The sequence below is a fragment of the Plantactinospora sp. GCM10030261 genome (genome assembly GCF_042666615.1).
In the GTDB taxonomy this organism is placed as follows: domain Bacteria; phylum Actinomycetota; class Actinomycetes; order Mycobacteriales; family Micromonosporaceae; genus KBS50.
The window spans coordinates 55649-80840 of record NZ_JBHTDD010000011.1 but is presented as its reverse complement, the minus strand read 5'-3'; the positions used below and the strand labels follow the sequence as shown (position 1 = coordinate 80840).

The window sequence follows — 25192 nt, the reverse complement described above, 5'->3', positions numbered from 1 at the left end:
GAGCATGCATCGGCGCACCAACCGCCCAGTCAACGTGGACTCAACGGGCCGCGATTTCTGCCCCAAGGTGTTCCCGCCCGGCAGCTGCCCCGCCATCCCGTCCTGCCTACCGTGGCCGCCATGGGCACCCACGCGACCCTCGAACCTGTCCCGCTGCATGTCGTACCGGGTAGCGGCGAGGCATGCCTGCTCACGCTGCGCAACACCGGTGAGGTCGTGGAGGCGTACCAACTCGACGTTGTCGGGGACGCGACGCCGTGGAGCCGGGTCGAGCCGCCGGCCGTCACGCTCTACCCGGAGGCTGAGGCGACCGTGCGGGTGGTCTTCGAGCCGCCGCGGTCGGCCGTCGTGCCGGCCGGAGAGGTGCCGTTCGCCGTCCGGGTGATTCCCTCGGAGCGGCCGGACCAGGCCGTGGCGCCCGAGGGTGTGGTGGTCGTCGAACCGTTCGTCGAGACGACGGCGGAGTTGACTCCCCGCACCTCTCGTGGCTGGCGGGGCGGACGGCACGAGGTGGCCGTCGACAATCTCGGCAACGTGCCGCTCGTCGCCGCGCTCGCCGGCACCGACCCCGACCAGCGGGTCGTCGTGCGGGCACAGCCCTCGACGGTGACGGTCGGGCCGGGGCAGGCGGCCTTCGCCACCATCCGGGTCCGTAACCGGCGCCGGCTCTGGCGCGGGCAGCCGGTCACCCACCCGTTCCAGGTCGTGGTGTCGTCCGACGGCCAGCCGGACCTCGCCCTTCCCGGCGCCACCCTGCAGACCCCGTTCGTCCCGCCGGGAACCGGTCGGGTGCTCGCGGCGCTCGCTGTCCTGGCGCTGCTGCTGACCGGCGCGTGGTTCCTGGCGCTCAAGCCCGCCGTCCGCTCGACCGCCGAAGACGCCGTACGGGAGCCGCTGGCCCAGGTGGCCCAGCAGGCGGCGGACGCGGACCGCAAGGCCGAGGCGGCCAGTCAGGAGATGGCGGCCGAGTCCGACGACGTCGCGCCGACGACGCCGGTGGCCGTGCCGGCGTCACCGGCGGCGGGGACCGCGAGCGGCGGCGGTGGAACGCCGGCACGGATCCGGGTACAGACCGGCGTCGCCGCCGCAGGCACCGCGACCAGCACCCCGTACCGTGTCCCGGCCGGCCGGACGCTTGTGGTCACCGATCTGGTCCTGCAGAACCCGCAGGGCGACACCGGCCGGGTCGACGTCCTGGTCGACGACGACCCGATCCTGACCCACGCCCTGGCCAACTTCCGCGACCTGGACTTCCACTTCGTCTCCCCGATCACCGTGCCCGCCGGTCGGACGCTGCGGATCAGGACGACCTGCCAGACGCCGGGGGTGCCGCTGCCGGGCGGCACGGGCAGCCAGTGCCGCACCTGGATGCTGGCCAGCGGAGTCACCCGGGCCGCCAGTTGACGCTCCGGCCACATCCTGGACGGTGACGTCCCGCGCCCTCGGGTGCCCGGCCGCCGGAACGGCTCCGGATGTCGATCGGGCCGCTGGCGGATCACGGCTTGCCTACGGGTCGGTGACGACGTTCACGGTTGCGTCTCGACTGGGCCACGGACCGCCGGTGCGCGGTGGTCGATCTGTCGCAATGGCAGACGACGGGGCGCCGGCACGGGCCGGCGGTGTCACTCCCGCCCCGCTGGGAGGAGTTCCGATGGCCATCACTCGACGGATCCGGCGACCGGGCACGGTCGTGCTCGTCCTCACCGCCCTCGTCGCCACGGCGGCGTGCGGCAGTTCCGCAACGCCCGACGGCGCCGACCGGGCGGGACCACCGGCCGCCCGGCATACCGGTGCGGCGCCGCCACCCGCCACGGGCGGTGAGACGGAAACCGAGCGGGACGCGGAGTCCACATTCGCCCTCGACGTGGACACCGCGTCGTACGGCTACGCCCGGCGGCTCATCACCGAGGGCCGGATGCCCGAGCCGACGGCGGTGCGGCCCGAGGAGTTCGTCAACTCGTTCGCGCAGGACTATCCGGAGCCGGCCGGGGACGGGTTCGCGATCCACGTCGACGGTTCCCGGCTGCCCGAGGCCCATCGTTCCGAGCCGGCCGGGGATGTGCGGCTGATGCGGGTGGGCCTGCGGACCCGGGCCGAGGACGGCGAGCGCCGGCCCGACGTGGCGCTCACCTTCGTCGTGGACGTCTCGGGTTCGATGTCCGAGCCCGGCCGGCTCGACCTGGTCCAGGACGCCCTGCACACGCTTGTCGACCGGCTGCGGCCGAGCGACTCCGTGGCGATCGTCGCGTTCAGTTCCGAGGCCCGGACCCTGCGCGGCATGACCCGCGCCGCCGACGCCGATCGGCTGCACGCGGCCGTGGCCGACCTGCGGGTCCGCAGCAGCACCAACCTGGAGGCGGGACTCACCCTCGGCTACGAGGTCGCCCGGGAGGGGTTTCGGCCCGGGGCCACCAACCGGGTGATCCTGCTCTCCGACGGACTGGCCAACGTGGGCAGTACCACCGCGGACCCGATCCTGCGCCAGGTCCGGGAGCAGGCCGACAAGCAGATCACGCTGCTCGGCGTCGGGGTCGGCAGCGAGTACGGCGACGCGCTGATGGAGCGGTTGGCCGACCGGGGAGACGGGATGGTGGTGTATGTCAGCCAGCGTGACCAGGCCAGGGACGTCTTCGCGCGGCAGTTGCCGGCGACGTTGAGCGTCCGGGCGTTGGACGCCAAGGCGCAGGTCAGCTTCGATCCGGCCACCGTCCGGTCGTACCGGCTGATCGGCTATGACAACCGGGCCGTCGCCGACGAGGACTTCCGCGACGACCGGGTCGACGGTGGCGAGATCGGCCCCGGCCACAGCGTGACGGCGCTGTATGCCGTGCGGCTCACCGACGAGGCGGACCGCTCCGCGCCGGTGGCCCGGGTGCACGTGCGCTGGCTGGATCCCACGAGCCGTGCCGCCACCGAGTCGGATCGGCGGGTGATCGTCGGGGACCTGTCCGGTGACTTCGACCGGGCGTCACCGCGGCTGTGGACGTGCTACGCCGCCGCCTACTTCGCCGAGGTGTTACGAACCGGCTCCGGGGGTCACGAGGTCAGCCTCGACGGTCTGGCCGGGATCGCGCGGGAGGCCGCCGACTCGACCGGCGACGCCGCGGTACGCGACCTGGCCGAGATCATCGACCGGGCCCGTGAGCTGGACTGAGGCGGGACTCGTACGGGTCTGGGTTACCGCTGTTGGTCGGCGAGCCACGCGTCGAACGTGGTGGGCGCCAGCCGGGCATCCGCACCCGGCAGCATCACGTCACCGGCCATCTCCGGGCCGAATATCCCCGACCAGGTCGGTGCGAGCTTCACCGTACGGCCGCGGGCCCGCAGGGTGCGTCGTGCCATATCGACCAGGTCCTCACGTTCGGGGCCGGCGATGTCGGCGTACCGGCCGCGGGCTTGGCCCACTGCGATCTCGGCGAGGATGTCGGCCACATCCTCGGGGGCGATCGGCTGCAGGAGCAGCGGGGCGATGGTGGCAACGCCGTTCTGCTCGGTCCAGCTCGTGACCATCGCGCCGAAGTCATGGAACTGGGTGGCGGGGACGATCGTCCACGGCACCGGACCCTCCGACACCAGACGCTCCTGCTCGCGCTTACCGGCGTAGTGGGCGTTGCCCTCGACCCGATCCAGTCCGACGATCGAGAGCAGGATGTGGTGACGCACGCCGGCCCGCTCCTCGGCCGCCAGCAGGTTCCTGGTCACGGTGCCGAAGTAGGCCACGGTTTCGGCCGGGTCGCTCGCCGTGCAGTTGGTGACGTCGATGACCGCCTCGACCCCGTGGAGCACGCCGTCGAGGCCCGCACCGGTCGACAGGTCGACTCCCAGTGAACGGCTGACACCAACGACCTCGTGCCCGCCCCGTTTGAGGGCCGTCACGGTGAGGGCTCCGATGTTCCCGGTCGCACCGGCAACAGCGATCCGCATGACGCTTCCTCCTTCTCGTGTTGTCCCACGAAAGCTATCATCGACCTTATCGATCCGCAATGTCCGCGATAGACTGGTGACCGTGAAGCTTCCCGTGAGCACTGAGTGGGTCCTGCACTGCGCCACCACGTTGGCGCAGCTCGACGCCAGCGCCACGGCATCCACGGCGCAGCTCGCGCAGTACTTCGACCTACCGGCGCCGTACCTCGCCAAGCAGCTACAGGCGCTCGTCCGAGCCGGTGTGTTCGCGGCGTCGACCGGCCCCCGGGGCGGGTTCCGCCTCGCGCGACCCACGTCCGATATCACCCTGCTGCAGATCGTCGAGGCCGTGGACGGCACCACGTCGCCGTACGAGTGCCGGGAGATTCGTCAGCGAGGACGGGGCGCACTGCCACCTGAGGAGTGTCAGCACGCCTGCATCCTGGCCGAGAAGATGGCCGACGCGCATGAGGCGTGGCGTCGCAGCCTCGCCGGTGTCACGCTTGCCGACATCCTCGCGGATCTGCCGCACTGGGCGCCGAGCCGCACCCGCTCCCGCCTCACGTAGGGCCGGAGCCCACCACAGCCAGTCCGTCGAGCCGCCGGCGGCTCCGTGCGGCCACTAGTGACCGAGCCCCGTTCTGGCCGAGACTGGGCAGGTGGACACGTCCAGCATCGCCGACGTCGTGGACGGTGCCCGGCGGCGGGCCTTCGTCGGTCGCCGGGCCGAACTTGCCAGCTACCTGACGGCCCTCGCCGGGCGGTCGGCACGGCGGGTGTTGTTCGTGCACGGGCCCGGCGGCATCGGCAAGTCCACGCTGCTGCTGGAGATGCGGGCCCGGGCCAGGGCCGCCGGCCGGGAGACCCTCTGGCTGGACGGGCGGGAGCTGGAACCCACGCCCGAGGCGCTGACGGCGGCCCTGCCGAGCAGGGGCGCCGGAGCCGGGGCGGTGCTGCTGATCGACGGCTACGAGCAGCTCGCTCCGGTCGACGGATGGCTGCGTCGGGAGCTGATCCCGTCCCTGCCGGCCGGTGACGTGGTGGTGCTCGCCGGCCGCGACCCGCCCGCAGCCGCGTGGCGTACCGACCCGGGCTGGCGTGCGGTCGCGGCCGTGCACGCGCTGGGTCACCTCGACGACGCCGACAGCGCCGAGTTGCTCGCCCGCGCCGGCGTTCCGGCGGCCGACCGGGAGCGGTTGGTGCGGCTGGGCCGGGGCCACCCGCTCGCCCTGGCGCTGCTCGCCGACGCGACGCTGGCCGGTACGGTGCCGGACACGCTGGCCGAGGTGCCGGACCTGATCAACGCGCTGTTGGAGTCCCTGTTGCCCCACGCGCCGTCGGACGCGCACACGGTCGGGCTGGCCACGTGCGCGATGGCGTGGCTGACCACCGAGGACCTGTTGCGCGAGACGGTCGGCGGCGCGGCGCCGGACGTTTGGGCGTGGCTGCGCCGGCGGCCCTTCATCGTCACCCGACCGACCGGGCTGAGCCCGCACGACCTGACCCGGGACGTGCTCGACGCGGATTTCGAACGGCGTTTCCCGGCCCGGTACCGGTCGATGCACCGAACCATCCACGACCATGTGCTCGCCGGCATCCGGGCGACCGGTGGCATGGATCGCCAGTTGCTCGCCCAGCACCTGGCGTACCTGCACCGGCGCAGCCCGGTGACGGCCGCGTACCACAGCCTGCGTGCGCAGGGGTCGGCCGCGGTCACCCCGGCCCGGCCGGCGGAACACGACCGGCTCGTGTCCATGGTGAGTCGGGCGCTCGGTGAGGAAAATGCCGAGTTGGCCGAGCGGTGGTTCACCGAGGCGCCCGAGCACCTCAATGTGGTCCGCACCGAGGAAGGTGTCGTCGGCCTCGTGTACCACGTGTTCTGCCCGAGCGGGTCGGCGTTGGAGCAGCAGGATCCGGTCGTACGGGCGGTGCTCGACCACGTGACGCGCACCGCGCCCCTGCGGCCCGGGGAACGCGTCGAGATCGCCCGCTTTCTGGCCGGCGCCCAGGAGCGGCAGCGCGACAGGTACGCCGTGCTCGCCGGCTCGGTCACCGCGATCATCAACTGGTCGACCGAGCCGCTGGCCTGGTCGTTCACGACGGTCAGCGACACCGCTTACTGGCAGCCCTTCTTCGACTACCTCGGCTTCCGGCCGCTGGTGACGGCGGAGGTGGACGGGCAGCGGCACCTCGGGTACGGGCACGACTGGCGGCGCTTCCCGGCCGAGAAGTGGTGGGACCTGATGGCCGAGCGGGAACACTCGGGCGGCACCGGCCCGCCACCGGACTCCGCACTGCTGCCGCCGCCACTGGGGCGGACCGCGTTCGGCGCGGCCGTACGCTCCGCCCTGCCGCAGCTGGGCCGTCCGGAACGGCTGGCGGGCAACCCGCTGCTCGGCACGGTGCTGGGGACCGACCCGGCCGCGTTACGCGCGAGCCTGCTGGCGGCGGTGGACCGGCTGGCCAGCGAGCCCAAGGGGGAACGGTTGCGGGCCGTGCTCACCCGCACCTTCGTCCGCCCCGCACCGAGCCAGGAGGCCGCGGCCGAGGTGCTCGGGCTGCCGTTCAGCACGTACCGCCGCCACCTGGCCAGGGCGATCGACGCGGTGACCGACCTGCTCTGGGCGGTGGAGATCGGCACCATCCCGCACGGGCGGGTGGACAGCGATTGACAAGCGACTGACCTGGAGAGTGAGCACCGCCCACGCCCATCCTTCCCGGCATGGCTCACCTACTCGTACACGGTGCCGGCCTCGCCGGCCTCACCACGGCGATGCTGCTCACCCGCGACGGGCACCGGGTGACGGTGCTCGAACGCGATCCGGCGCAACCGCCGCCGATCGAACACGCCGCGACCGCCTGGGGCGGCTGGCAGCGGCGCGGCGTGAACCAGTTCCACCTGCCGCACTACATGCTCCCCCGCTGGTGGGCGCTGATCGGGACGCACCTGCCCGAGGTCGCCGAGCCCCTGGTGGCCGCGGGAGCACTGCGGATCAACAGCCTGGCCGCGCTGCCCGAGAAACGCCGTGGCCCGCTGTGTGCCAGCGACGCGCGGTTCGACACGGTCACCGCCCGACGCCCGGTACTGGAGGCCGTGCTGGCCGGCGCGGCCGAGGCGGCCGGCGTGTGCGTCCGGCGCGGCGTCGCCGTCACCGGCCTCACCACCGACGACCGACCGAACGTGCCACACGTCACCGGTGTGCTGACCGCCGGCGGCGGGACGGTCTCCGCCGACCTCGTCGTGGACTGCGGTGGGCGGCGTTCGGCACTCGGAGCGTGGCTTTCGGCGGCCGGCGCGCGGCCGCCCGCCGAGCAGCGGGAGGACTCCGGCTTCGTGTACTACGCCCGACACTTCCGGTCGCGTTCCGGCGGGATGCCCACCGTGCTTACCAACTTCCTGCACAACTACGAATCCGTGTCGGTCCTGACGCTGCCCGCCGACAACGACACATGGAGCGTGGTGCTGACCACCAGCGGCCGGGACCGGGCGCTGCGCCCGCTGCGGGATCCCGACCGGTGGAGCGCCGTGCTCGCCCGGTACCCGTTCGCGGCGCATTGGGCGGGCGGCGAACCGATCTCCGGCATCGATGTGATGGCCGGTGTCGAGGACCGGTACCGCCGGCTCGTCGTCGACGGCCGGCCGGTGGCCACCGGTGTGGTGGCGGTCGGGGACGCGTGCGCGTGCACGAACCCGTCGTTGGGACGTGGCGCGTCGATGGCGCTCATCCACGGGATCCTGCTGCGGGACCTGCTGCGCGAGACCGATCCCTGGGACCGCGACACGTTCGCCCGCCGGTTCGACGAGGCCACCACGCAGGCGATCGAGCCGCTGTACCGGGCCACGCTGTGGCACGACCGGCACCGCCTCGCCGAGTTGGACGCCGACGCGGCGGGACGGCCGTACCGTACGACCGACCCGCGCTGGCGGGCCGGCGCGGCGCTGTTCGCGGCGAGCCTCGCCGACCCGGAGCTGACCCGCGCGTACACCGCCCTCGCCTCGTTCATCGCCACGCCCGACGAGGTGTTCGCCACCCCGGGTCTGCTCGATCGGGCCTGCACGCTCGGTGCCGGCGCCGACCGGTACCCGCTGCCGGGGCCGTCCCGATCCGACCTGCTCGACACTCTCGCGTGAGGACACCCGATGGACGCTGCCACCAGTCCGCGAGGGGTCGCACCAGCGCAGCGTGCCCCGAGCCGGGCGCCACACAATGTCGTAGGAAAGCGCTAGGGTCCGTTGACTATGGATGAGCTTGACTACTACCGGCGTCACAGCCAGGTGACCGACCCAGGATCCAAGCGGCACCTGATTACCGGCCTGCAAGCCGACGTCGCCGCCGCAGTCAAGACGATCGGCGGTGTGCTCATCCACCGCGACCACACGCCGCGGTTCGGGTTCACCCTTCCCGACGAGCGCCGAGACGAGGCGAACACCCGGTACGTCGAGGCGATCCTGACCTACCTCGGCACGTTGGACGAGCGCCGCCCCGAAGACCGCTTCGCCGGCACGTGCCGCGACTTCACCGTCCTGCTCTGCGCGATGCTGCGCGAGGCCGGCATCCCCGCCCGCGCACGGGCCGGCTTCGCCGGCTACTTCATCGATGGCTTCTTCGACGACCACTGGGTTGTCGAGGTCTGGAACGACGACCGCGGCTGGCACCTGGTCGACCCGCAGGTCGCCAGCGCCCCAGCCGGCACCTACACCGACGCCGACGTCGACCCGCTCGACGTGCCCCGCGACGCGTTCCTCGTCGGCGGCCAGGCATGGCAGGAATGCCGGACCGGCAGCCGTGACCCGGACAGCATCGGCACCAGCGCGGTGGGCTTGACCGGCATTTGGGAGGTCCAAGGCAACGTGATCCGCGACCTCGCCGCCCTCAACCGCGTCGAGACGTTGCCCTGGGACGAATGGGGCCTTATCCCCGTTCACTACGACCGACTCGACCCCGCTGACATCGAACTGATCGACAGCATCGCCGTTGTCAGCGCGACCGGCGGCCCCTCGCAGCATGCGGCCGACGCCTACGGCAGCGACCCGCGCCTCCCCGCACCGGCCCGCCTCACGGACCGCAGCCGACTCGAGCGGTAACCTCCGAGCCTGGCGCCCCCAGCATGCCCTGAACGCCGCCGGATCTGCCTGGAGCTGACCGAGCTTGGCACCACTGTCATCGAGGTTCGTGGACGCGATGGATGCGACGCAGGAGCGCGGCTGACCGTCTCCAACCGGCCTTGAGCGACGTCAACGCGGCTGCCGCTCCACCGCCGCCTGATCAGGGTGGTGGGTCGGCGTTCAGGTGAACCAGCGCGCTGGCCAAGCCGGAGCCCTCCGGCAGCTCGACGGTGAGCCCCGCAGCCATGAGGGCAGCGCCGGAGACTCCCTGATACGTCGTCGCCGGGTCCAGTCCGCGCAGCCGGAGGCGGACCGTGCGCTGGGCGCCGGTGACGCGCCAGACGAAGACGACGACCCGGTCGTCCAGAACGTACTGCGACGCGGACAGGGCGCCCGTCGGGGGCAGCAGCCGGTAGAGCGTGCCGTGTTGGACGACCGGCCGGATCTGCCGGTACTGGGCGACCATGTCGGCGGCGTACGCCAGCTCGTCGTCCGTCCACCGGGTCAGGTCCCCGCCGAGGCCGAGCACGCCGGCCATCGCCGCGTGGAAGCGGAACGGCAGTGGCACCTCCCGACCCGTGATCGGGTTCGGGCTGTCGGTCACCCAGGCCACCATCGTGCCGGGCGGGTACACCTGGGTGTACCCGTGCTGGATGGCGAGCCGGTCGACGGCGTCGGTGTTGTCGCTCGTCCACGCCTGGTCGGTCCGGGCGAGGATGCCGAGGTCGACGCGGCCCCCACCGCCGGCGCAGGTTTCCACCCGCAGCGTCGGGTGGGTGCGGCGCAGGCGGTCGATCACGTCGTAGACGCCGTGCGCGTGCCCGGTCCAGGCGGCGGGCCGGGCCTGGGTGAAGGGGCGGTTGAAGTCCCATTTGAGGAAGGTCAGCCCGGTCTCGCGGACGATCCGGTCGAGCTGGCTGAAGGCCCAGTCGCGGACGTCGGTCCGGGTGAAGTCGAGGACCAGCTGGTGGCGGAGTTCGGTGGCGGGCACCCCCGGCTGGTGCAGGGTCCAGTCGGGGTGGGCGCGGTGCAGGTCGCTGTCCGGGTTGACCATTTCGGGTTCGACCCACAGGCCGAAGTCCATGTCGAGCGACCGGACGTGGTCGGCCAGTGGGCGTAGTCCGTCCGGGAAGCGGCGCGGGTTGGGGAACCAGTCACCGAGGCCGGCGCGGTCGCTGGTGCGGGCGCCGAACCAGCCGTCGTCGACCACGAAGAGTTCGACGCCGAGGGTGGCCGCGCGGTCGGCGAGGGCCCGCTGTCCCTCGTCGGTCACGGTGAAGGAGGTGGCTTCCCAGGAGTTGTACAGGACGGGCCGGAGCTCGTCGGCGTGGGGTAACACGTACTCGCGCTGGTAGTGATGCCAGGCGCGGCTGGCGGCGCCGAAGCCGCCGCCGGTGTAGAGGGCGGCGGAGGTCGGGGAAACCGCCTGCTCCCCCGGCTGTAGGCGGGTCACCGTCCGGTCGTGGCCGGCGGCGGCGAGCACGGAGCATCGTCCGGCCGGGGTACGGGACACCGTCATGCGCCACGATCCGCTGAACGCGAGGGCGGTCGACCACACCTCGCCGGCCTCCTCGCCGGCGGTGCCGTCGTCGAGCATCACCCAGGGGTTCGTTCCGTGGCTGGTGACGCCTCGGCGGCTGACCAGAGTGGTCTCGGCGACCGGGACCTCGACCCGGTGCAGCCAGCCCTCGCGGGCCCAGCCGCCCGTGACGTGGGTGAGCCGGTAGTTGTCCCGTACCGGAAGGCACCAGGCGGCTGCCGCGTGCGTGCCCAGCACGATCTCGCCGGTGTCACCGGTGTGCCGGACCACCGACCAGCGTTCGATGACGTCGGTGCCCGGCCGGACCCGGTAGTGCAGGTCCACCGCCAGGCCACCGCTGAGCCGGATGATCAGTTCGTCGGCGTGGATGTCATGCCCGTCGACGGTGAGGCTGGCGTCGCTGGCGGTCGACAGTGCCGCCGGTGCGAACATCGGCCCGCCGGCCGTCGGGAACTCCTCGGCGCCGTCGAGCGGGCCCTCGAACGTGTCCTGGTGGGGTGACCGCCACGCCGGGATGGTCGCGGCGTCGGTGGCGCTGATCCGCGGCCCCCAGTGGATCGGCCGGACGGTGTGGTCCAGCCGCAGCGCGTACGTGGTGTGCGCGGTGTGCAGGGCGATGGTGGCGCCGTCCGGGGACGCCTCGATCAGCGGCACGTGCTGCTCCGGGGTGGGGTCGGGGGTGGCATGCGGGGTGGTGCCGCGGACGGCGGGCCGGCCCGTGGACGGGCCGGCCCGGCTTGGCTATTCCTTGACGGGGAGCGACTGCGACTTCATCGTCGAGATCGTGCTGGCCTGCGCGTCCTCCAGCGCTTTCGTCAGGGTTCCCTGGCCGGTGACGGCCTTCTTGAAACCGTCGGAGGCGTCGGCGTACGTCTTGGTCATCGTGGGTCCCCAGGTGAAGTCCGGCTTCACCTGGGTGGAGGCTTCGGCGAAGACGTCGTAGATCTGCTGGCCGCCGAAGAACTCGACACCCTCCTTCAGCGCGGGCAGTGACGCGCCGTCCTTGGTGGCCGGGTACAGGTTGGCCTCCTTGTTGAGCAGGGTGAGCGCCTCGGTGGAGGTGTTCAACCAGAGCGCGAACTTGGCCGCCTCGTAGGGGTGCTTCGAGCCCTTGAATACCGCGGTGGACGAACCGCCCCAGTTGCCGGCCGCCTTCTCACCGGCGCTCCACTGCGGCATCGGTGCCACCGCCCAGTTGCCGGCGGTCTTGGGCGCGCCGCTGGCGATGGAGTTGGCGCCCCACACCGCGGACACCCAGGTCCAGGCGCTGCTGGAGTTGTAGGCGTTGTCCCACTCCGGGGTCCATGGCGGCACGGAGGAGACCAGCTTCTTGTCGATCAGGTCCTGCCAGTACCCGGCGACCTTCGTGGTGGCGTCGTCGGTCATCGTCACCGTCCAGTCGGTGCCGTCGTTGCCGAACCAGTGGCCACCCGCCTGCCAGACCAGGCCGGCGAACTGGTTGATGTCGCTGTGCGAGAAGTTGGTGATGTAGCCGCCGGCGGCCTTCACCTTCTCGGCCGCAGCGGCGTACTCCTCCCAGGTCGTCGGCACCGGGATCTGGTTCTTCTCGAACAGGTCCTTGCGGTAGAACAGCGCCATCGGTCCGGCGTCCTGCGGGATGCCGTACACGTGTCCCGGTTCGCCGAAGCTGACCTGGTCCCAGGTCCAGTCGATGAAGCTGCTCTGCGCCTGGGTGACGATGTCACAGCCGGCGAGGTCGGTCAGGCCGTCCTGGACGCGGAAGCTGGGCAGCGCGTCGTACTCGATGTGGCCCAGGTCGGGGGCGTTGCCGGCCTTGAGCTGGTTGAAGAAGTTGGCGTAGGTGCCACCGTTGCCGTTCGGGCCGGTCTGCACCTTGACCTGGATGTCCGGGTTCGCCTTGTTCCAGACGTCGACGACCTTCTCGATGTTCGGGATCCAGGTCGTGTAGGTCAGGGTGACCGGTCCGTCGGACGGTTGGCAGGATGGTGCCCCGGTGGTGCCGGTCGTCGAGTCGTCGCCGCCGGACGAACAGGCGGTTATCGACAGGGCTGACGCCACCAGGATCGCGATCGAGCGAGCGCGTACGCGCATGAGTCCTCCCGAGGGGATGTGGGTACCTGCTGTTTTCACTTGATCGAGCCGGTACCGAGGCCGCTGCGCCAGAAGCGCTGCAGTGAGAGAAATGCGATGACCATCGGAACGATCGAGACGAGCGCTCCGACCAGGACCAGGGCGCGCAGCTCCGGATGCTGGTTGACCTGGGTGTTCCATGAGTAGAGGCCGAGGGTCACGGGGAACAGCCGCTCGTTGCCGAGCATGATCAGCGGCAGCATGAAGTTGTTCCAGACCCCGACGAAGTGGAAGAGGAAAATCGTCACGAAGGCCGGTGCCATGAGACGTGTGGACAGCGTGAAGAACGACCGCACCTCGCCGGAGCCGTCGATCCGCGCGGCTTCCAGGAGTTCGTCCGGGACGCTGGCCGCGGCGTAGATCCGGCCGAGGTAGACGCCGAACGGGTTGACCAGGCTGGGCAGGAAGACCGACCAGAAGGTGTTCGCCAGCTCCATCCTGCTGAACATCAGGAACAGCGGTAGCGCGAGCGCGGTCGCGGGCACGAGCACGCCACCCAGGACGATGTTGAAGATGAGTTCCCGACCGGGGAACACGTACTTGGCGAGGGCGTAGCCGCACATGCCGGCCAGCAGGGTGCCGATCGCCGCGGCGCCGACCGTGTAGGCGATCGAGTTGGCCAGCCAGCGCAGGAAGACGCCGTCGTTGTAGCGGAACAGGTCGGCGAGGTTCGTGGCGAAGGCGAAGTCGTCGGGCCACAGCGCGGGTCCCTCGGTGACCTGGCCGTCCGTCTTGCCGGCGGCGGCCAGCAGCCACCACAGCGGGGTCAGGAAATAGAGGGTGAAGACGGCCATGACCAGCATGGCGGCGTACCGCGGCACCTTGAAGGTGGCCATCACCGCGCCCCTTTGCGCTGGGTGAACTTGAGGAACGAGAACGAGAGCACGAACGTCGCGAGCGCCAGCACCACGGAGAACGCGGCGGCCAGCGGGAAGTTCGGGATGCTGGAGGTGCTCAGGACGGTCAGGTTCGGGGTGTAGGTGCTGGACACGGCGGAGCTGAAGCTGCGGAACACCTGCGGCTCGGCGAGCAACTGCAGCGTGCCGATGATCGAGAAGACGGTGGTCAGCACGATCGCCGGCAGTACCATCGGGATCTTGATGGACCATGCCGTCCGTAAGGCCCCGGCTCCGTCGATCCTGGCGGCCTCGTAGATCTCCGGCGGCACGGCGAGCAACGCCGAATAGATGATCAACATGTTGTAGCCGACGTACACCCAGGTCACGACGTTGGCCATCGCCCAGAGCACCAGGTCCGGCGAGAGCAGGTCGGCGTTCGAGGTCACGGCGGTGAACGGCGACAGGTTCGGTGAGTACAGGTAGCCCCACATGATCGCGGCGACCACGCCGGGCACCGCGTACGGCAGGAAGTACGCCAGCCGGAAGAACCGTCGACCCTTGACCAGGCCGGAGTCCAGCAGCAGCGCCAGGAACAGGGCCAGGCCGAGCATGATCGGCACCTGCACGACGCCGAACAGCAGGACCCGCTCGACCGACTGCCAGAACGGCCCGTCGCTGAAGACCTGGCGGTACTGCACCAGGCCGCCGAATACCTCCCTGGCGGGCCCGAACGGGCCGGTGCGCTCCACGGTGTGCAGGGACTGCCAGACCGCGTAGCCGATCGGGATCAGATAGAAGAGGGCGAACAGCACACCGAATGGCGTGATGAAGAAAAGGATCGCTCTCACATGCCGTTTCCACACGGCCGGGCCTCCTCACGCACGACGCGTACGCCTCCGGGCGGCACCCGCAGGCGGCCACGTACGTTCTCGCCAGTGATCAGGTCGCACCCGGCGACCGCGTACTCGATCTCACGCGCCCCGTGGTTGATGACGAAGGCGTACGTGTGGTCCTCGCTCGTCCGCCGCACCACCTCGACGGATCCGTCGTTCTCCGGCCCCTGGTTCCGCACGCCGGCAGCGGTGGTGGCCTCCCGCAGCACGGCCCGCATCGCCGCCCGGTCCAGGGCGGTCGCGACGTACCAGGCGTACGCCTCGCCACCCGGGCCGACGGGGTTCCGGGTGATCGCGGGCACGGCGGGCAGCGGGCCGTCGACATAGCGGGCGATCACCTCGGCGGTGGTGGTACGCAGCCGTTCGGCCCACAGCCCGGCCTGGCCGCCGTTGTCGAGCGTCATCATGGTGTCCGGGGTGAGCGGGGTGAACTCCTCGACGGTGATGCCGAGCAGGTCACGGAACGCGCCGGGGTAACCGCCGAGCCGGATCCGGTCGTCCCGGTCGGCGATCCCGCTGAGGAACGTGACGAGGACGTGCCCACCGCGTTCGGTGAATGTCCGGATCGCCGCCGCCTGTTCGTCGGTGACCAGGTAGAGGCAGGGCACCACCAGGAAGCGGTACGTCGACAGGTCGCTGTCCGGGCTGATGACGTCGGCGGTGATGGCCAGTTCCCGGAGTCCGAGGTGCGCGGCGTGCACCTGGTCGAGGTAGTTCACCGCGGTCGACGGGCGGCCCTCCTGCTCGGCCGCCCACCACGACTCCCAGCTGAACAGCACCGCCGTGTCGGTGCGCACGGTGGAGCCGGCCACCTCGGCGAGCCGGCGCAGGGTACTAGAAAGATCCAGAACCTCGCGCCACCGCTCGGTGTCGGTGCCGGCGTGCGGCAGCAGCGCCGAGTGGAACTTCTCGCTGCCCTGCGCCGAGGCCCGCCACTGGAAGAAGCAGACGGAGTCGGCGCCGCGGGCCACGTGGGTGAGCGTGTTGCGCAGCATCTCGCCGGGCGCCTTTGTCAGGTTTACCGGTTGCCAGTTGACCGCGCCGGCGGACTGTTCCATGAGCATCCACGGCTTGCCGCCGGCCAGGCCGCGGGTCAGGTCCGCGGCGAAGCTGAGCTCGGCGGCCGGATCTGCGAGGCGGTGGTCCAGGTAGTGGTCGTTGGCGATCACGTCCATCCGCGGCGCCCAGCGCCAGTAGTCCATGTTGCGGATGTGGGCGGTGACCATGAAGTTCGTGGTGACCGGGACGCTGGAGTGCCGGCGCAGCACCGCCGCCTCGGCCTCGTAGTGGTCGAGCAGTTCGTCGGAGGAGAACCGGTGGAAGTCGAGCAGTTGCGCCGGGTTGGGCAGCGACAGCGTCGTTCGGGGTGGTAGCACCTCGGTCCACTCGCCGTATCGCTGGCTCCAGAACGACGTGCCCCACGCCGTGTTCAGTGCTTCCACGGTCTCGTACCTGTCGATCAGCCAGGCGCGGAACCGGTCGGCGCTCACGTCGCAGTAGCAGAGCGCGTTGTGACACCCCAACTCGTTGGAGACGTGCCAGAGCCGCAGGGCTGGGTGTCGGCCGTACCGCTGGGCGACCTGCTCGACCAGGGCGAGGGCGTGTTGGCGGAAGACCGGCGAGCTGGGGCACCAGGCCTGCCGGCCGCCCGGGTAGCGGCGGGTCCCGTCGGCGGCCATCGGCAGGATCTCCGGGTGGCGGCTGGCCAACCACGGTGGAGGTGACGCGGTCGCCGTACCCAGGTTGATTCTGATGCCGTTGTCGTGCAGCAGGTCGATGATGTAGTCGAGTTGGGTGAAGCCGTATTCGCCGGAGCGCGGCTCCAGGTCCGACCAGCCGAAGACGTTGATGGCCACCAGCGTGATGCCGGCGGAGCGCATCAGCGCGACGTCCTCGGTCCACACCTCAGCTGGCCACTGCTCGGGGTTGTAGTCGCAGCCCAAGGTGATCAACGGGAGTCTCCTCGCGTGTGCACGTGCACACATTTTTCCGTGGGAAGAACGTCGCACGGCTAATCTGTGAACGTGCACACACTAGGTTTCGCTCCTCGTCCCGTCAAGGGCGAACAGCTAAGGTCGTCGGCGTGAGCTCGCCCGAACCGCCGAGCAAGCCCGGCAGAAGAGCCACCGTGCACGACATCGCGGCCGCGGCCGGAGTCTCGCGCGGCACGGTGAGCCGCGTGCTCAACGGCGGCTACGTCTCGGCGACCGCACGCGCCGCCATCGAACGCGCCATCCGCGAGGTCGGATACGTGCCGAACACGGCCGCCCGCAACCTCGTCATGCGCCGCTCACAAGCGGTCGGATTCATCGTCCTCGAACCCCACTCACTCTTCCTCGAGGACCCCAACATCGGCAGCATCATGCTGGGCGCCAACGCCGCCCTGTCCGCCGCCGACTACCAGATGGTCAACCTCGTCGCCGACTCCGACCGCGACACCGCCCGCATCACCCGCTACCTCAGCGGCGGCTTCGTCGACGGCGCCATCATCGTCTCGGCCCGCAGCCACGACCCCATCATCCAGGTCGTCGGTGGGCTGGCCCTGCCGGCGGCGTTCGTCGGCCACCCCCGCGACCTGCACCCTGAGATCCCCTACGTCGGCATCGACAACCTCGCCTCCGCCGAGGAGATCACCCGCCGGCTGCTCGCCACCGGCCGGCGCCGGATCGGCATGATCGCCGCCGCCGTCGACCGCGACTCCGGCGCCGACCGCCTGGCCGGCTTCCAGCGGGCCCTGGGACGGCGGTTCGACGAGGACCTGGTGGCCGAGGTCCCGCTCTACGACTTCGCCTGCGGCGCCAAAGGCATGCGCACGCTCCTGGAACGCGAACCGAACCTCGACGGCGTCTTCGCCGCGTCCGACGCGGTGGCCGCCGGCGCCATCGAGGCCCTCCGCGACGCGGGCCGCGCCGTGCCACGGGACGTTGGCGTGGTCGGTTTCGACGACAGCTCGTGGGCGAACCGCACTCGCCCTCCCCTGTCCACCGTGCACCAACCGGCCGACCAGATCGGCTCCCATGCGGCGGACATGGTGCTTCGTCAACTGAAGGGTCAACCGATCCCGCAGCGCGGGCTCCTGCTCCCCTCCCCCGTCGTATGGCGAGCATCCGCCTGACGCGTCGTACCGGATGCCGGCATTTCCCCCGCCAGGTGCCGGACCAGAGCCACGGCGGCGAGCAACACCAGTAGTCCGCACACGCCCGACCACTCGAACCGGGCATAGGTTTGCACACCGAGCCAGGAACCCACGCTGCCCCCGAGGTAGGCGCACGTCATGTAGGCGGTGTTGAGCCTGCTCCGGACCTCGGGGCGCAGGGCGTAGATCCGTACCTGGTTGGCGACCATGCCGGACTGCATCGCGATGTCCAGCAGCAGGGTGCCCAGCACCAGGACGGCGAGGCCCGTCGCGCCGCCCAGGCCGCCGAACGCGAGGACCGCCGCCGAGGCGAGGACCCCGAGCAGGCAGACCAGGTTGACCCGGTCGGCGCCGCGACGGTCCACCTGGCGTCCCGCGATCGGGGTGCAGAGCATGGTGCCCGCGTTGACCAGGGCGAGCATCCCCACCGCCGACGCACCCATGCGGTACGTCGGACCGGTCAGCAGCAGCGCGACGGTGGTCCACACGGCCGAGAAACCGGCGAACACCGTCGCCTGGTAGTAGCAGGAGCGGCGCAGGTCGGGCTCGACTCGCAGTAACCGCAACGGCTCGGCCAGCAACGCCAGATACCGCTGCCCGGAGGACGGTTGTGTGGTCGGCAGGACGCGGGCCATGACGACCGCGATGAACAGCACGGATGCCCCAGCCGCCAGGTATGGGGCGCGCCAGCCCAGCCATTCGCCGAGGGTTCCGGCGACCGTGCGGGACAGCAGCATGCCACCGAGCGAGCCGCTCAGTAGGGTGCCGCTGACCACGCCACGCTTGTCGTCGGCGACCAGGCCGGCCGCCATTGGGCCGATGATCGGCGCGACCACTGTCGCGATTCCAACCAGGGCGTTCGCCGCGACGAGCAGCCGCAGTCCGGGAGCTAGGCCCGCGGCGAGCAGGCCGAGCCCGGTCAGGCCGAGCAGGACGACGACAAGCGGACGGTACGGAAGCCGGTCGCCGAGCGGTACCAGCAGGAAAATCCCGGCGGTGTAACCGAGCTGTACGGCGGTGACCACGGACGTCGCGGACTCCGGGTCGACGCGCAGGCCGGAGGCGACCAACGGACCAATCGTCTGTGGAAAGTAGACGTTGCCGACGGCGACCCCGCAGGTGATGGTGAGCAGCAGCAGCAACCGCCGGCTCACCGGCGCGCCGCCCGTCCGGAAGCGGCGATCACGTCAGTCCACCGGTCCGCCGGCTACGTAGATGACCTGGCCGGAGACGTATCCGGCCTCGGGGCTGACAAGGTATGACGCGGTGTGCCCGATGTCCTCGGGCAGGCCGACCCGGCCTACCGGAATCGTCTCCGCCACGATCCGCTGGTGCTCCTCGAAGCTGCGACCCCGACGTTGGGCACCGATCCTGGTCATCTCGCTGACCACGAAGCCCGGGCCGATGGCGTTCGCCGTCACGCCGTGCCGCCCGAGCTGCAGCGCGAGCGACTTGGTGAAGCCGAGTAGACCGGCCTTGGCGGCGGCGTAGTCGACGCGGCCCGAGTCGCCGAGGGCGGAGATGCTCGACATGTTGACGATCCGTCCCCAGCCGGCCGCGATCATGTAGGGGGTCACGGCTCGGGTCAGGAAGAACGCCCCCCGCAGGCTGACCCCCGTGACCGCGTCCCACTGCTCGGTGCTCGTCTCCTCGACCCCGGCGTTGGGGCCGCCGATGCCGGCGTTGTTGACCAGCACCGTGGGTGGTCCCAACCTGGCGACGATCCGGGCGAGGGCGGTGGCCACGGCCGTCTCGTCGTTGACGTCGGCGGCGAACGCCGCCGCCGTTCCGCCGGCGCTAGCGATGGCATCCACGGTGCCGGCGCAGTCTTCCTCGGCAAGGTCGATCACGGCCACCGCGAGGCCGTCACGCGCCAGGCGCTTGGCTACCCCGGCGCCGATACCACGGGCCGCACCCGTGACGATCGCGGTGCGCTGCTGATCGGCCTGATCTGCCCAGTTGCTCTGGTGTGTCATGACGGAAAGTCCACGGCACGGGTCGACGATCGCCAAAACAATGTAGTCTATAGCTACATGATCAGCTTTGAGCTCGGTGTCGAAGACCTCGCGGACACCCGGTTCGCCATCTCCCCGATCGAGGAGACCGCGCTCAGCCTCCGGGTGCTCCGCGAGCCTGGCCTGTACGCGTTGCACCTGCCTTGGCGCCGGTCGGTACGGGCCAGGCTCGACCCGTCCAGCACCGATCTGCTGACCTCGCTGGTCGGGCCGGACCGCGCCATTCCGGACTTCCTGACACCCCGTCCGACGAGCTTCGCCGCTACCTTCGAGGAGGAACTGGCCGTCGTACGCCAGACGCCGGCGGAGGTCGTGCGCCGGGACGTGCTCGCGGCGTATCCCCGTCACCGACTTCCGGAGGTCCTGCGGGACATGACCGCCGCCGACGACGGGCCGGTCCACACGCTCCGCGACACGGTCTGCGACCACCTACACCGCTACTGGGACGTAGCGATCAGGCCGTCCTGGCCGCAACTGCGCCTCGTGTTGGAGGCCGACATGACGTACCGCGCTCGGCAGCTGGCCGTGGGCGGCGCGCGCCTGCTCTTCGCCGACATGCACCCCAACCTGCGCTGGCACAACGGGGTACTGCACATCGACAAGATGATCGGACGGCACCGCGTGGTGGCGTCCGGCCGAGGGCTGCTCTTGCTGCCGTCCGTGTTCGCGCACAAGCCCACCCCGCCACTCTGGCCGGCGGAACCACCGGTGCTTACCTACCCCTGTCGTGGGGTGGCGACGCTCTGGGCCCCGTCGCCGACCACCGACGTGACCAGCCTCGCCGCTCTGGTCGGGACGCCGAAGGCACGCCTGCTCGGGTTCCTCGACGAGCCGCTGGCGACGGTCGAGATCGCGCGCCGGCTCCGGGTGACGCCCAGCGCCGTGTCGCAACACCTCCGGGTGCTGAACGCGACGGGCCTGATCACCCGCGCCCGGGACGGGCGGCACGTGCTGTACCGCCGCAGTCCGCTGGGCGATCAGCTCGTCGGCCAATAGGCGGAGGTGCCGGCCGACACGCAGGCGCCAGAGACCGTCCTGGCGCGTTACGTCCCGACACGGGACGTAACGCGCGTCCGGTGCCCGAAGAACGGGCACCGGACGTCGATCGGTTGTCGGTCAGTTCCGGAAGAAGGTGGCCAGGTCGGTGGCGACCAACTCGGGCACCTCCAGCGCCGCGAAGTGTCCGCCGCGCTCGTGGTGGGTCCACTGCACGATGTTGTCGTTGTCGCGCTCGGCGAAGGTTCGGATGGTCTGGAAGTCGTCGGCGAAGACGCTCACCCCCGTCCGCGCGTGGTTGACCTGCGGCTCGGCCTTGACGCGAGCGTCGTCGTAGTAGGTTCGCGCCATGGTTGCGGCGGCATTGGCGAACCATGCCACGCTGGCCTCCGTCAGAATCGTGTCGAGCGGCACCAGCGAGGTGCCATTGCCGAAGCTTTCGAAAAGCTCGGAGTAGGCCAGCAGGCCCACCGGTGAGTCGCTGAGCGCGGCTCCGATGGTCTGCGGGCGCGAGGCGTTCATGGTGTTGTAGCCGCCGACCGACTGGAACCACCGCATGTGCTCCAGGCCGGCGTAGTCCTGCGGTTCGAGGCGCTCGAACTCGCTCGGGTCCCCCGAGGGGAAGGAGAACAGTTGCAGCACGTGCAGACCGAGGAAGCCCTCGGGCTCCAGCAGGCCGAGTTCGCGGGCGACCATCGCGCCGTGGTCCGAGCCGTGTACGCCGTAGCTGCCGTAGCCCAGGCCGCGCATCAGGGTGTCGTACACCCGGGCGATCCGGGCGGTCGGCCAGCCGGCTTCGGTGACCGGCCCTGACCATCCGAAGCCGGGGGCGTCGGGCACCACGACGTCGAAGGCGTCCTCCGGCCGCCCGCCGTGGGCGACCGGATCAACGAGCCGGTCGATCAGGCCGAGGTAGTCGACGCTGGAGCCGGGATAGGTGTGCGCCAGCAGCAGCGGGGTCGCCTCGGGGTGCGGCGAACGCACGTGGATGAAGTGGATCGGCTGGCCCTCGATCTCGGTCATGAAATGGGGGACCGCGTTGATTCGACGCTCAACGGCACGCCAGTCGAACTCTCGCCAGGCGCGGACGGCGTCCCGCAGGTAGGAGACCGGCGTGCCATAGGCCCAGTCATCCCCGGGGGCGGCAGGCGCGAAGCGGGTCCGGTCGAGGCGGTCACGCAGATCGGCGAGGTCGGCGTCGCTGACGGCGACGGTGAACGGCTCGACGGTAAGGGTCGGGACGGTGGCCTGCTGGTTCGTGGTCATGACCCAACCCTAGATAAGCATTAGGAACGGATGCTTCCTATTGCCGATCACATTGTGAGAGGGTCGGCGGCGTGGCGGAAGCGGCGCAACGACTCCTCGAACTCCTCACCCTGCTCGGCACCCGACCATCCTGGTCGGCACCCGAACTGGCCAACCGGCTCGACGTCACGACCCGCACGGTGCGTGCGGACGTCAGGCGGCTACGGGCGCTCGGCTACCCGGTGCGGGGCGAACGCGGCGGCCGCGGCGGGTACCGGCTGGGAGCAGGCGGGCGGCTACCACCGCTGCTGCTGGACGACGAGGAGGCCGTGGCGGTCGCGGTTGGGCTGCGGGCAGGCTTCGGCATCACCGGCCTGGCCGAAAGCAGCTCCCGAGCCTTGAAGAAGCTCGAGCAGGTACTACCCGCACGGCTACGGGGCAGATTCGACGCCCTCGGGTCGACGATTGAACGGGCGCCCGAGAACACCGACACCGACGCACCCGACCCGCAGGTGCCAGCGGACCGACTGCGGACGATCGCGGCGGCCATCGCCGACCGTGAGCTGCTGCGCTTCGACTACGCAATGGCCGTCGCGGAGGACCATGCCGAGCCGGTCATCCCGGTGCTCGTCGAGCCCCGCCGCCTCTTCCACTGGCAGCGTCGGTGGTACCTCGTCGCCCGCGACGTCGACCGCGACGATTGGGATGCCTACCGCGTCGACCTGATGGACCTGCGTATGCGCACCGGCCGCCGCGTCACCGAACCCGCGTCCGTGCCCGGCGGGGACATGGTCGCTTTCCTCATGCGAACCGTGGCGATCACCGGCTGGACCGTCCGCGCCCGCCTGCACGTACACGCCCCGGCCGTCGACGTGCTCGACCGCATTCACCCCGCCGTCGGCGTCGTGGAGCCCCGATCGAGTGACTCGTGCGATCTCTTCACGGGCGCCGACAGCCTCGACACCATCGCCGCCTACGTCGGCATGCTGCGCTTCGACTTCACCGTCGAATCGCCAGCGGCGCTGGTGCCTCTGCTCCAGGCAGTCGCCGACCGCTACCAACGCGCGGTGGACAGGTCCAGGGCCGATTCTTGAGGAATGGGCGATGGCTCAGCTCGCCACCTCCCGGATGAACGCACGCCAGTTGTCCAACCGGCTCCGGGCGACCGGCAGATAGGACCGTACTCCGTCTCCTACCAGGTAGACGAGGTGGATTTCCCGGGTGCTGGTGATCCCACCCACCCCGACCGGGGTGTGGCTGCGTTGGTGACGGGGCACGACGTCGAACTCCGTCGCCGGAAGCTCCGGGTAGGGCACCCAGGCCGGCTGGCTGTCCTTGCCGGTTCGGGCAGGCGCCGTCCGCAGGCCCCGCGTGGTCAGCACCACCACGTCCGCAGCGGGGCGTGGGTTCGTCACCAGGTCCCACGCCGCCTTGGCGTACGTCCGGGGAGGGATCTCCGAAGCGACAGCGAGAATCTCCTCGCCACGTTGCAGCGGAATTCGCTCCTTGATGGTGGCCAGTTCCCAACTCCGGAGATCCTCGACCAGTCGCAGTCCAAGGTTCGGGGCCATCCGGCGTACCACCGTCCGGATCCGTTGATCAGTGGGTGGTGCGGACGGTGCCGGAGGTGGCCGTGAACCGGAGGCTGACGGCGTCCGCGGTTGGCTGTTCGCGGGTGGGGCGGTCATCCCACGTTCCGCCCGCTGGCCTCTCGACGCGACAACGAGCGATATCGGAATGGAGAGCATGGCCGCCATCCAGCTCACCCGCTCGACCCATCGCCAACCACCCCAGGCGTCCAGGCGGGTCCACGAGGGGAGCAGGTCCTCTCGGAGGAGGACCGCGACGAGCACCAACAGAACTGTGACTGAGCCGGCCATCCACGCAGTCCGGGTAGCCGGACGTCGGGTCCTCATGCGGCCATTATCGGTCGCCCGCGGGCTCGGAGAGAGTAAGCCGTTAGGGTCTCGGCCCGCCGGCAACGGCGCCGGTCACACCCGAGGGTCATCGGATCGCCGCACCGATGCGGGGTGTGATGTATCGCCGAAGCGGCAGTGCGATGATCAGTGCGACCGCCACCAGGAGTCCGCTGACCCACACCGGCCCGACGGCGCCAGCATCGGCGCCGAGCGTCGTAGCCGCCACGGCAGGGCCGCCAGCAGCACCGATGTTGAGCGCCGCGGTCGCATACGACCCTCCCATGGTGCGGGCGTCCGCCGCCTCATAGAGCACCCGGGAGATCAGGGTGCTGCCCACCGCGAAGGCCAGTGTGCCCTGGACGAATACGAGGAGCAGAAGCGCCACCGGTTGGGAAGCCAGGGTCGCCAAAGCGATCCAGCCGAGCAACAGCGACGGGCCACCGACCGCGATCACGATGCCGGGATGATGATCGGAGAGCCGTCCCGCGAGGATGACGCCGACGAAGGACCCCACGCCGAAGAGCACCAGCACGACCGAGACCCACAGTTCACCCAGGCCGGCGGTGTCAGTCACGATCGGTGCCAGGAATGTGAACGTGGCGAAGGTGGCAGCGTTGACAAGGGCACCGAGCAGCATGACAAGGACCAGCCTCGGCCTCGCGAGCTGGGCGATCTCGGCCCGCAGGGAGGACCCTGCCGGAGTGCCCTGATCGGTCCTTCCGGGTGGTGCCGCGATGCCCTTGACGATGCCGACGGCAGCCGGAAGGCAGAGCAGTGCGATCGCCCAGAAGGTTGCTCGCCAGGTGAACAGCGAGCCGAGTACCGCTCCGCCGGGAACCCCAGCGATGGTGGCAACCGTCGTTCCCGAGAGCAGCACCGCCAGCGCACGCCCTTTCTGATTGGGTGGGACGAGGGTGGTCGTCGTGCTCAGTGCCACGGCCAGGAAGCCCGCGTTGGCCAGGGCAGCGATGACCCGGGTGACAAGCAGAACCGTGAAACTCGTCGTAACGGCACCCACGACATGGGCCACGGCGAAGACCAGCACGAAGCTCAGCAGGCTGGCGCGGGCAGGCCACTGGCGCGCGAGTGCCGCCATCAGCGGCGCGCCGACAAGCATTCCGACAGCGAACGCCGAAGTCAGCAGCCCGGCGGCCGCGACCGACACATCGAGGCTTGCGGCGATGTCCGGCACCAGGCCGGCGAGCATGAACTCCGAGGTGCCCATGGCGAAGACCGCCAGGGCAAGCAGATAGAGCGGCAGAGGCATCACGAGCTCCGAGGTGAGGACGAACGAGAAGGAGACGTCTCGTCACCGCGGCCAGCCACTCAAGGCGTGCGCGCATCACCCATGCAGCGGAGACTGCCGGGAGGTGGGCGGAGAACTCAGCGGTTCAGGGGGCTGACGGCGTGACCGAAAGCCCCCACCGTGGATGCCTCAGGGCTCGACATGGCCCGAACGATACTCACACCCGCCGGCTACCCCGCAA

20 protein-coding genes are annotated in these 25192 nt (G+C 70.5%); 9 read left to right on the top strand and 11 right to left on the bottom strand.

Annotated features, from left to right (window positions below; translation table 11 throughout):
* The first annotated feature begins 120 nt into the window (after window positions 1-120).
* Window positions 121-1404, top strand: coding sequence for a hypothetical protein (locus tag ACFQUZ_RS15370; RefSeq protein ID WP_377442569.1), 1284 nt, complete (start codon window positions 121-123; stop codon window positions 1402-1404).
* Between the two features lie 247 nt (window positions 1405-1651).
* Window positions 1652-3154, top strand: coding sequence for a von Willebrand factor type A domain-containing protein (locus tag ACFQUZ_RS15365; protein ID WP_377442567.1), 1503 nt, complete (start codon window positions 1652-1654; stop codon window positions 3152-3154).
* 23 nt (window positions 3155-3177) lie between these two features.
* Here ACFQUZ_RS15365 and ACFQUZ_RS15360 read toward each other — a convergent pair whose 3' ends face one another.
* Window positions 3178-3924, bottom strand: a complete 747-nt coding sequence (locus ACFQUZ_RS15360) for an SDR family oxidoreductase (protein WP_377442565.1) — start codon at window positions 3922-3924, stop codon at window positions 3178-3180.
* A gap of 94 nt (window positions 3925-4018) precedes the next feature.
* Here ACFQUZ_RS15360 and ACFQUZ_RS15355 point away from each other — a divergent pair, with 94 nt between their 5' ends.
* The 4 genes from ACFQUZ_RS15355 to ACFQUZ_RS15340 all read left to right on the top strand — a co-directional run bounded on the left by ACFQUZ_RS15355 (window position 4019) and on the right by ACFQUZ_RS15340 (window position 8989).
* Window positions 4019-4471 carry an RrF2 family transcriptional regulator gene (locus ACFQUZ_RS15355; RefSeq protein WP_377442563.1) on the top strand — a complete coding sequence of 151 codons (453 nt, stop codon included), beginning with the start codon at window positions 4019-4021 and terminating at the stop codon, window positions 4469-4471.
* Between the two features lie 91 nt (window positions 4472-4562).
* On the top strand, window positions 4563-6575 hold the full coding sequence (locus tag ACFQUZ_RS15350) for an ATP-binding protein (RefSeq protein ID WP_377442561.1): 2013 nt from the start codon (window positions 4563-4565) through the stop codon (window positions 6573-6575).
* Window positions 6576-6625: 50 nt separating this feature from the next.
* On the top strand, window positions 6626-8035 hold the full coding sequence (locus ACFQUZ_RS15345; RefSeq protein ID WP_377442559.1) for an FAD-dependent oxidoreductase: 1410 nt from the start codon (window positions 6626-6628) through the stop codon (window positions 8033-8035).
* A 108-nt stretch (window positions 8036-8143) separates the two neighbouring features.
* Complete coding sequence (locus ACFQUZ_RS15340) at window positions 8144-8989, top strand: transglutaminase-like domain-containing protein (protein WP_377442557.1); 846 nt, start codon at window positions 8144-8146, stop codon at window positions 8987-8989.
* Window positions 8990-9170: 181 nt separating this feature from the next.
* Here ACFQUZ_RS15340 and ACFQUZ_RS15335 read toward each other — a convergent pair whose 3' ends face one another.
* From ACFQUZ_RS15335 to ACFQUZ_RS15315, 5 genes are all read right to left on the bottom strand, one after another.
* Window positions 9171-11204, bottom strand: a complete 2034-nt coding sequence (locus ACFQUZ_RS15335) for an alpha-galactosidase (RefSeq protein WP_377442555.1) — start codon at window positions 11202-11204, stop codon at window positions 9171-9173.
* An 87-nt stretch (window positions 11205-11291) separates the two neighbouring features.
* Window positions 11292-12623, bottom strand: a complete 1332-nt coding sequence (locus ACFQUZ_RS15330; protein ID WP_377442553.1) for an extracellular solute-binding protein — start codon at window positions 12621-12623, stop codon at window positions 11292-11294.
* 35 nt (window positions 12624-12658) lie between these two features.
* A complete protein-coding gene (locus ACFQUZ_RS15325) occupies window positions 12659-13498 on the bottom strand; it encodes a carbohydrate ABC transporter permease (protein ID WP_377442551.1) in 840 nt (279 codons plus the stop codon).
* On the bottom strand, window positions 13498-14349 hold the full coding sequence (locus ACFQUZ_RS15320) for a carbohydrate ABC transporter permease (RefSeq protein ID WP_377442549.1): 852 nt from the start codon (window positions 14347-14349) through the stop codon (window positions 13498-13500). The genes ACFQUZ_RS15325 and ACFQUZ_RS15320 overlap by 1 nt, the downstream gene beginning before the upstream one ends.
* Complete coding sequence (locus ACFQUZ_RS15315; protein ID WP_377442548.1) at window positions 14346-16379, bottom strand: beta-galactosidase; 2034 nt, start codon at window positions 16377-16379, stop codon at window positions 14346-14348. The genes ACFQUZ_RS15320 and ACFQUZ_RS15315 overlap by 4 nt, the downstream gene beginning before the upstream one ends.
* Before the next feature lie 98 nt (window positions 16380-16477).
* On the opposite strand from ACFQUZ_RS15315, the gene ACFQUZ_RS15310 reads away from it, so the two are divergent.
* Complete coding sequence (locus ACFQUZ_RS15310) at window positions 16478-17509, top strand: LacI family DNA-binding transcriptional regulator (protein WP_377442546.1); 1032 nt, start codon at window positions 16478-16480, stop codon at window positions 17507-17509.
* Here the strand turns inward: ACFQUZ_RS15310 and ACFQUZ_RS15305 are convergent.
* A complete protein-coding gene (locus tag ACFQUZ_RS15305) occupies window positions 17446-18684 on the bottom strand; it encodes an MFS transporter (protein ID WP_377442544.1) in 1239 nt (412 codons plus the stop codon). The two genes, ACFQUZ_RS15310 and ACFQUZ_RS15305, sit on opposite strands and share 64 nt — an antisense overlap.
* Before the next feature lie 33 nt (window positions 18685-18717).
* Complete coding sequence (locus tag ACFQUZ_RS15300) at window positions 18718-19506, bottom strand: SDR family NAD(P)-dependent oxidoreductase (protein WP_377442542.1); 789 nt, start codon at window positions 19504-19506, stop codon at window positions 18718-18720.
* Window positions 19507-19563: 57 nt separating this feature from the next.
* Here ACFQUZ_RS15300 and ACFQUZ_RS15295 point away from each other — a divergent pair, with 57 nt between their 5' ends.
* Window positions 19564-20541, top strand: coding sequence for a helix-turn-helix domain-containing protein (locus tag ACFQUZ_RS15295; protein ID WP_377442540.1), 978 nt, complete (start codon window positions 19564-19566; stop codon window positions 20539-20541).
* A 120-nt stretch (window positions 20542-20661) separates the two neighbouring features.
* On the opposite strand, the gene ACFQUZ_RS15290 is transcribed toward ACFQUZ_RS15295, so the two are convergent.
* Window positions 20662-21807, bottom strand: coding sequence for an epoxide hydrolase family protein (locus tag ACFQUZ_RS15290; protein ID WP_377442538.1), 1146 nt, complete (start codon window positions 21805-21807; stop codon window positions 20662-20664).
* Window positions 21808-21878: 71 nt separating this feature from the next.
* On the opposite strand from ACFQUZ_RS15290, the gene ACFQUZ_RS15285 reads away from it, so the two are divergent.
* Complete coding sequence (locus ACFQUZ_RS15285) at window positions 21879-22880, top strand: helix-turn-helix transcriptional regulator (RefSeq protein WP_377442536.1); 1002 nt, start codon at window positions 21879-21881, stop codon at window positions 22878-22880.
* Between the two features lie 15 nt (window positions 22881-22895).
* Here ACFQUZ_RS15285 and ACFQUZ_RS15280 read toward each other — a convergent pair whose 3' ends face one another.
* On the bottom strand, window positions 22896-23357 hold the full coding sequence (locus tag ACFQUZ_RS15280) for a hypothetical protein (RefSeq protein ID WP_377442534.1): 462 nt from the start codon (window positions 23355-23357) through the stop codon (window positions 22896-22898).
* A gap of 433 nt (window positions 23358-23790) precedes the next feature.
* The gene (locus tag ACFQUZ_RS15275; protein ID WP_377442532.1) at window positions 23791-24972 is read right to left on the bottom strand and encodes a Cmx/CmrA family chloramphenicol efflux MFS transporter; all 1182 of its coding nucleotides are present in this window, start codon (window positions 24970-24972) and stop codon (window positions 23791-23793) included.
* Window positions 24973-25192 lie beyond the last annotated feature (220 nt).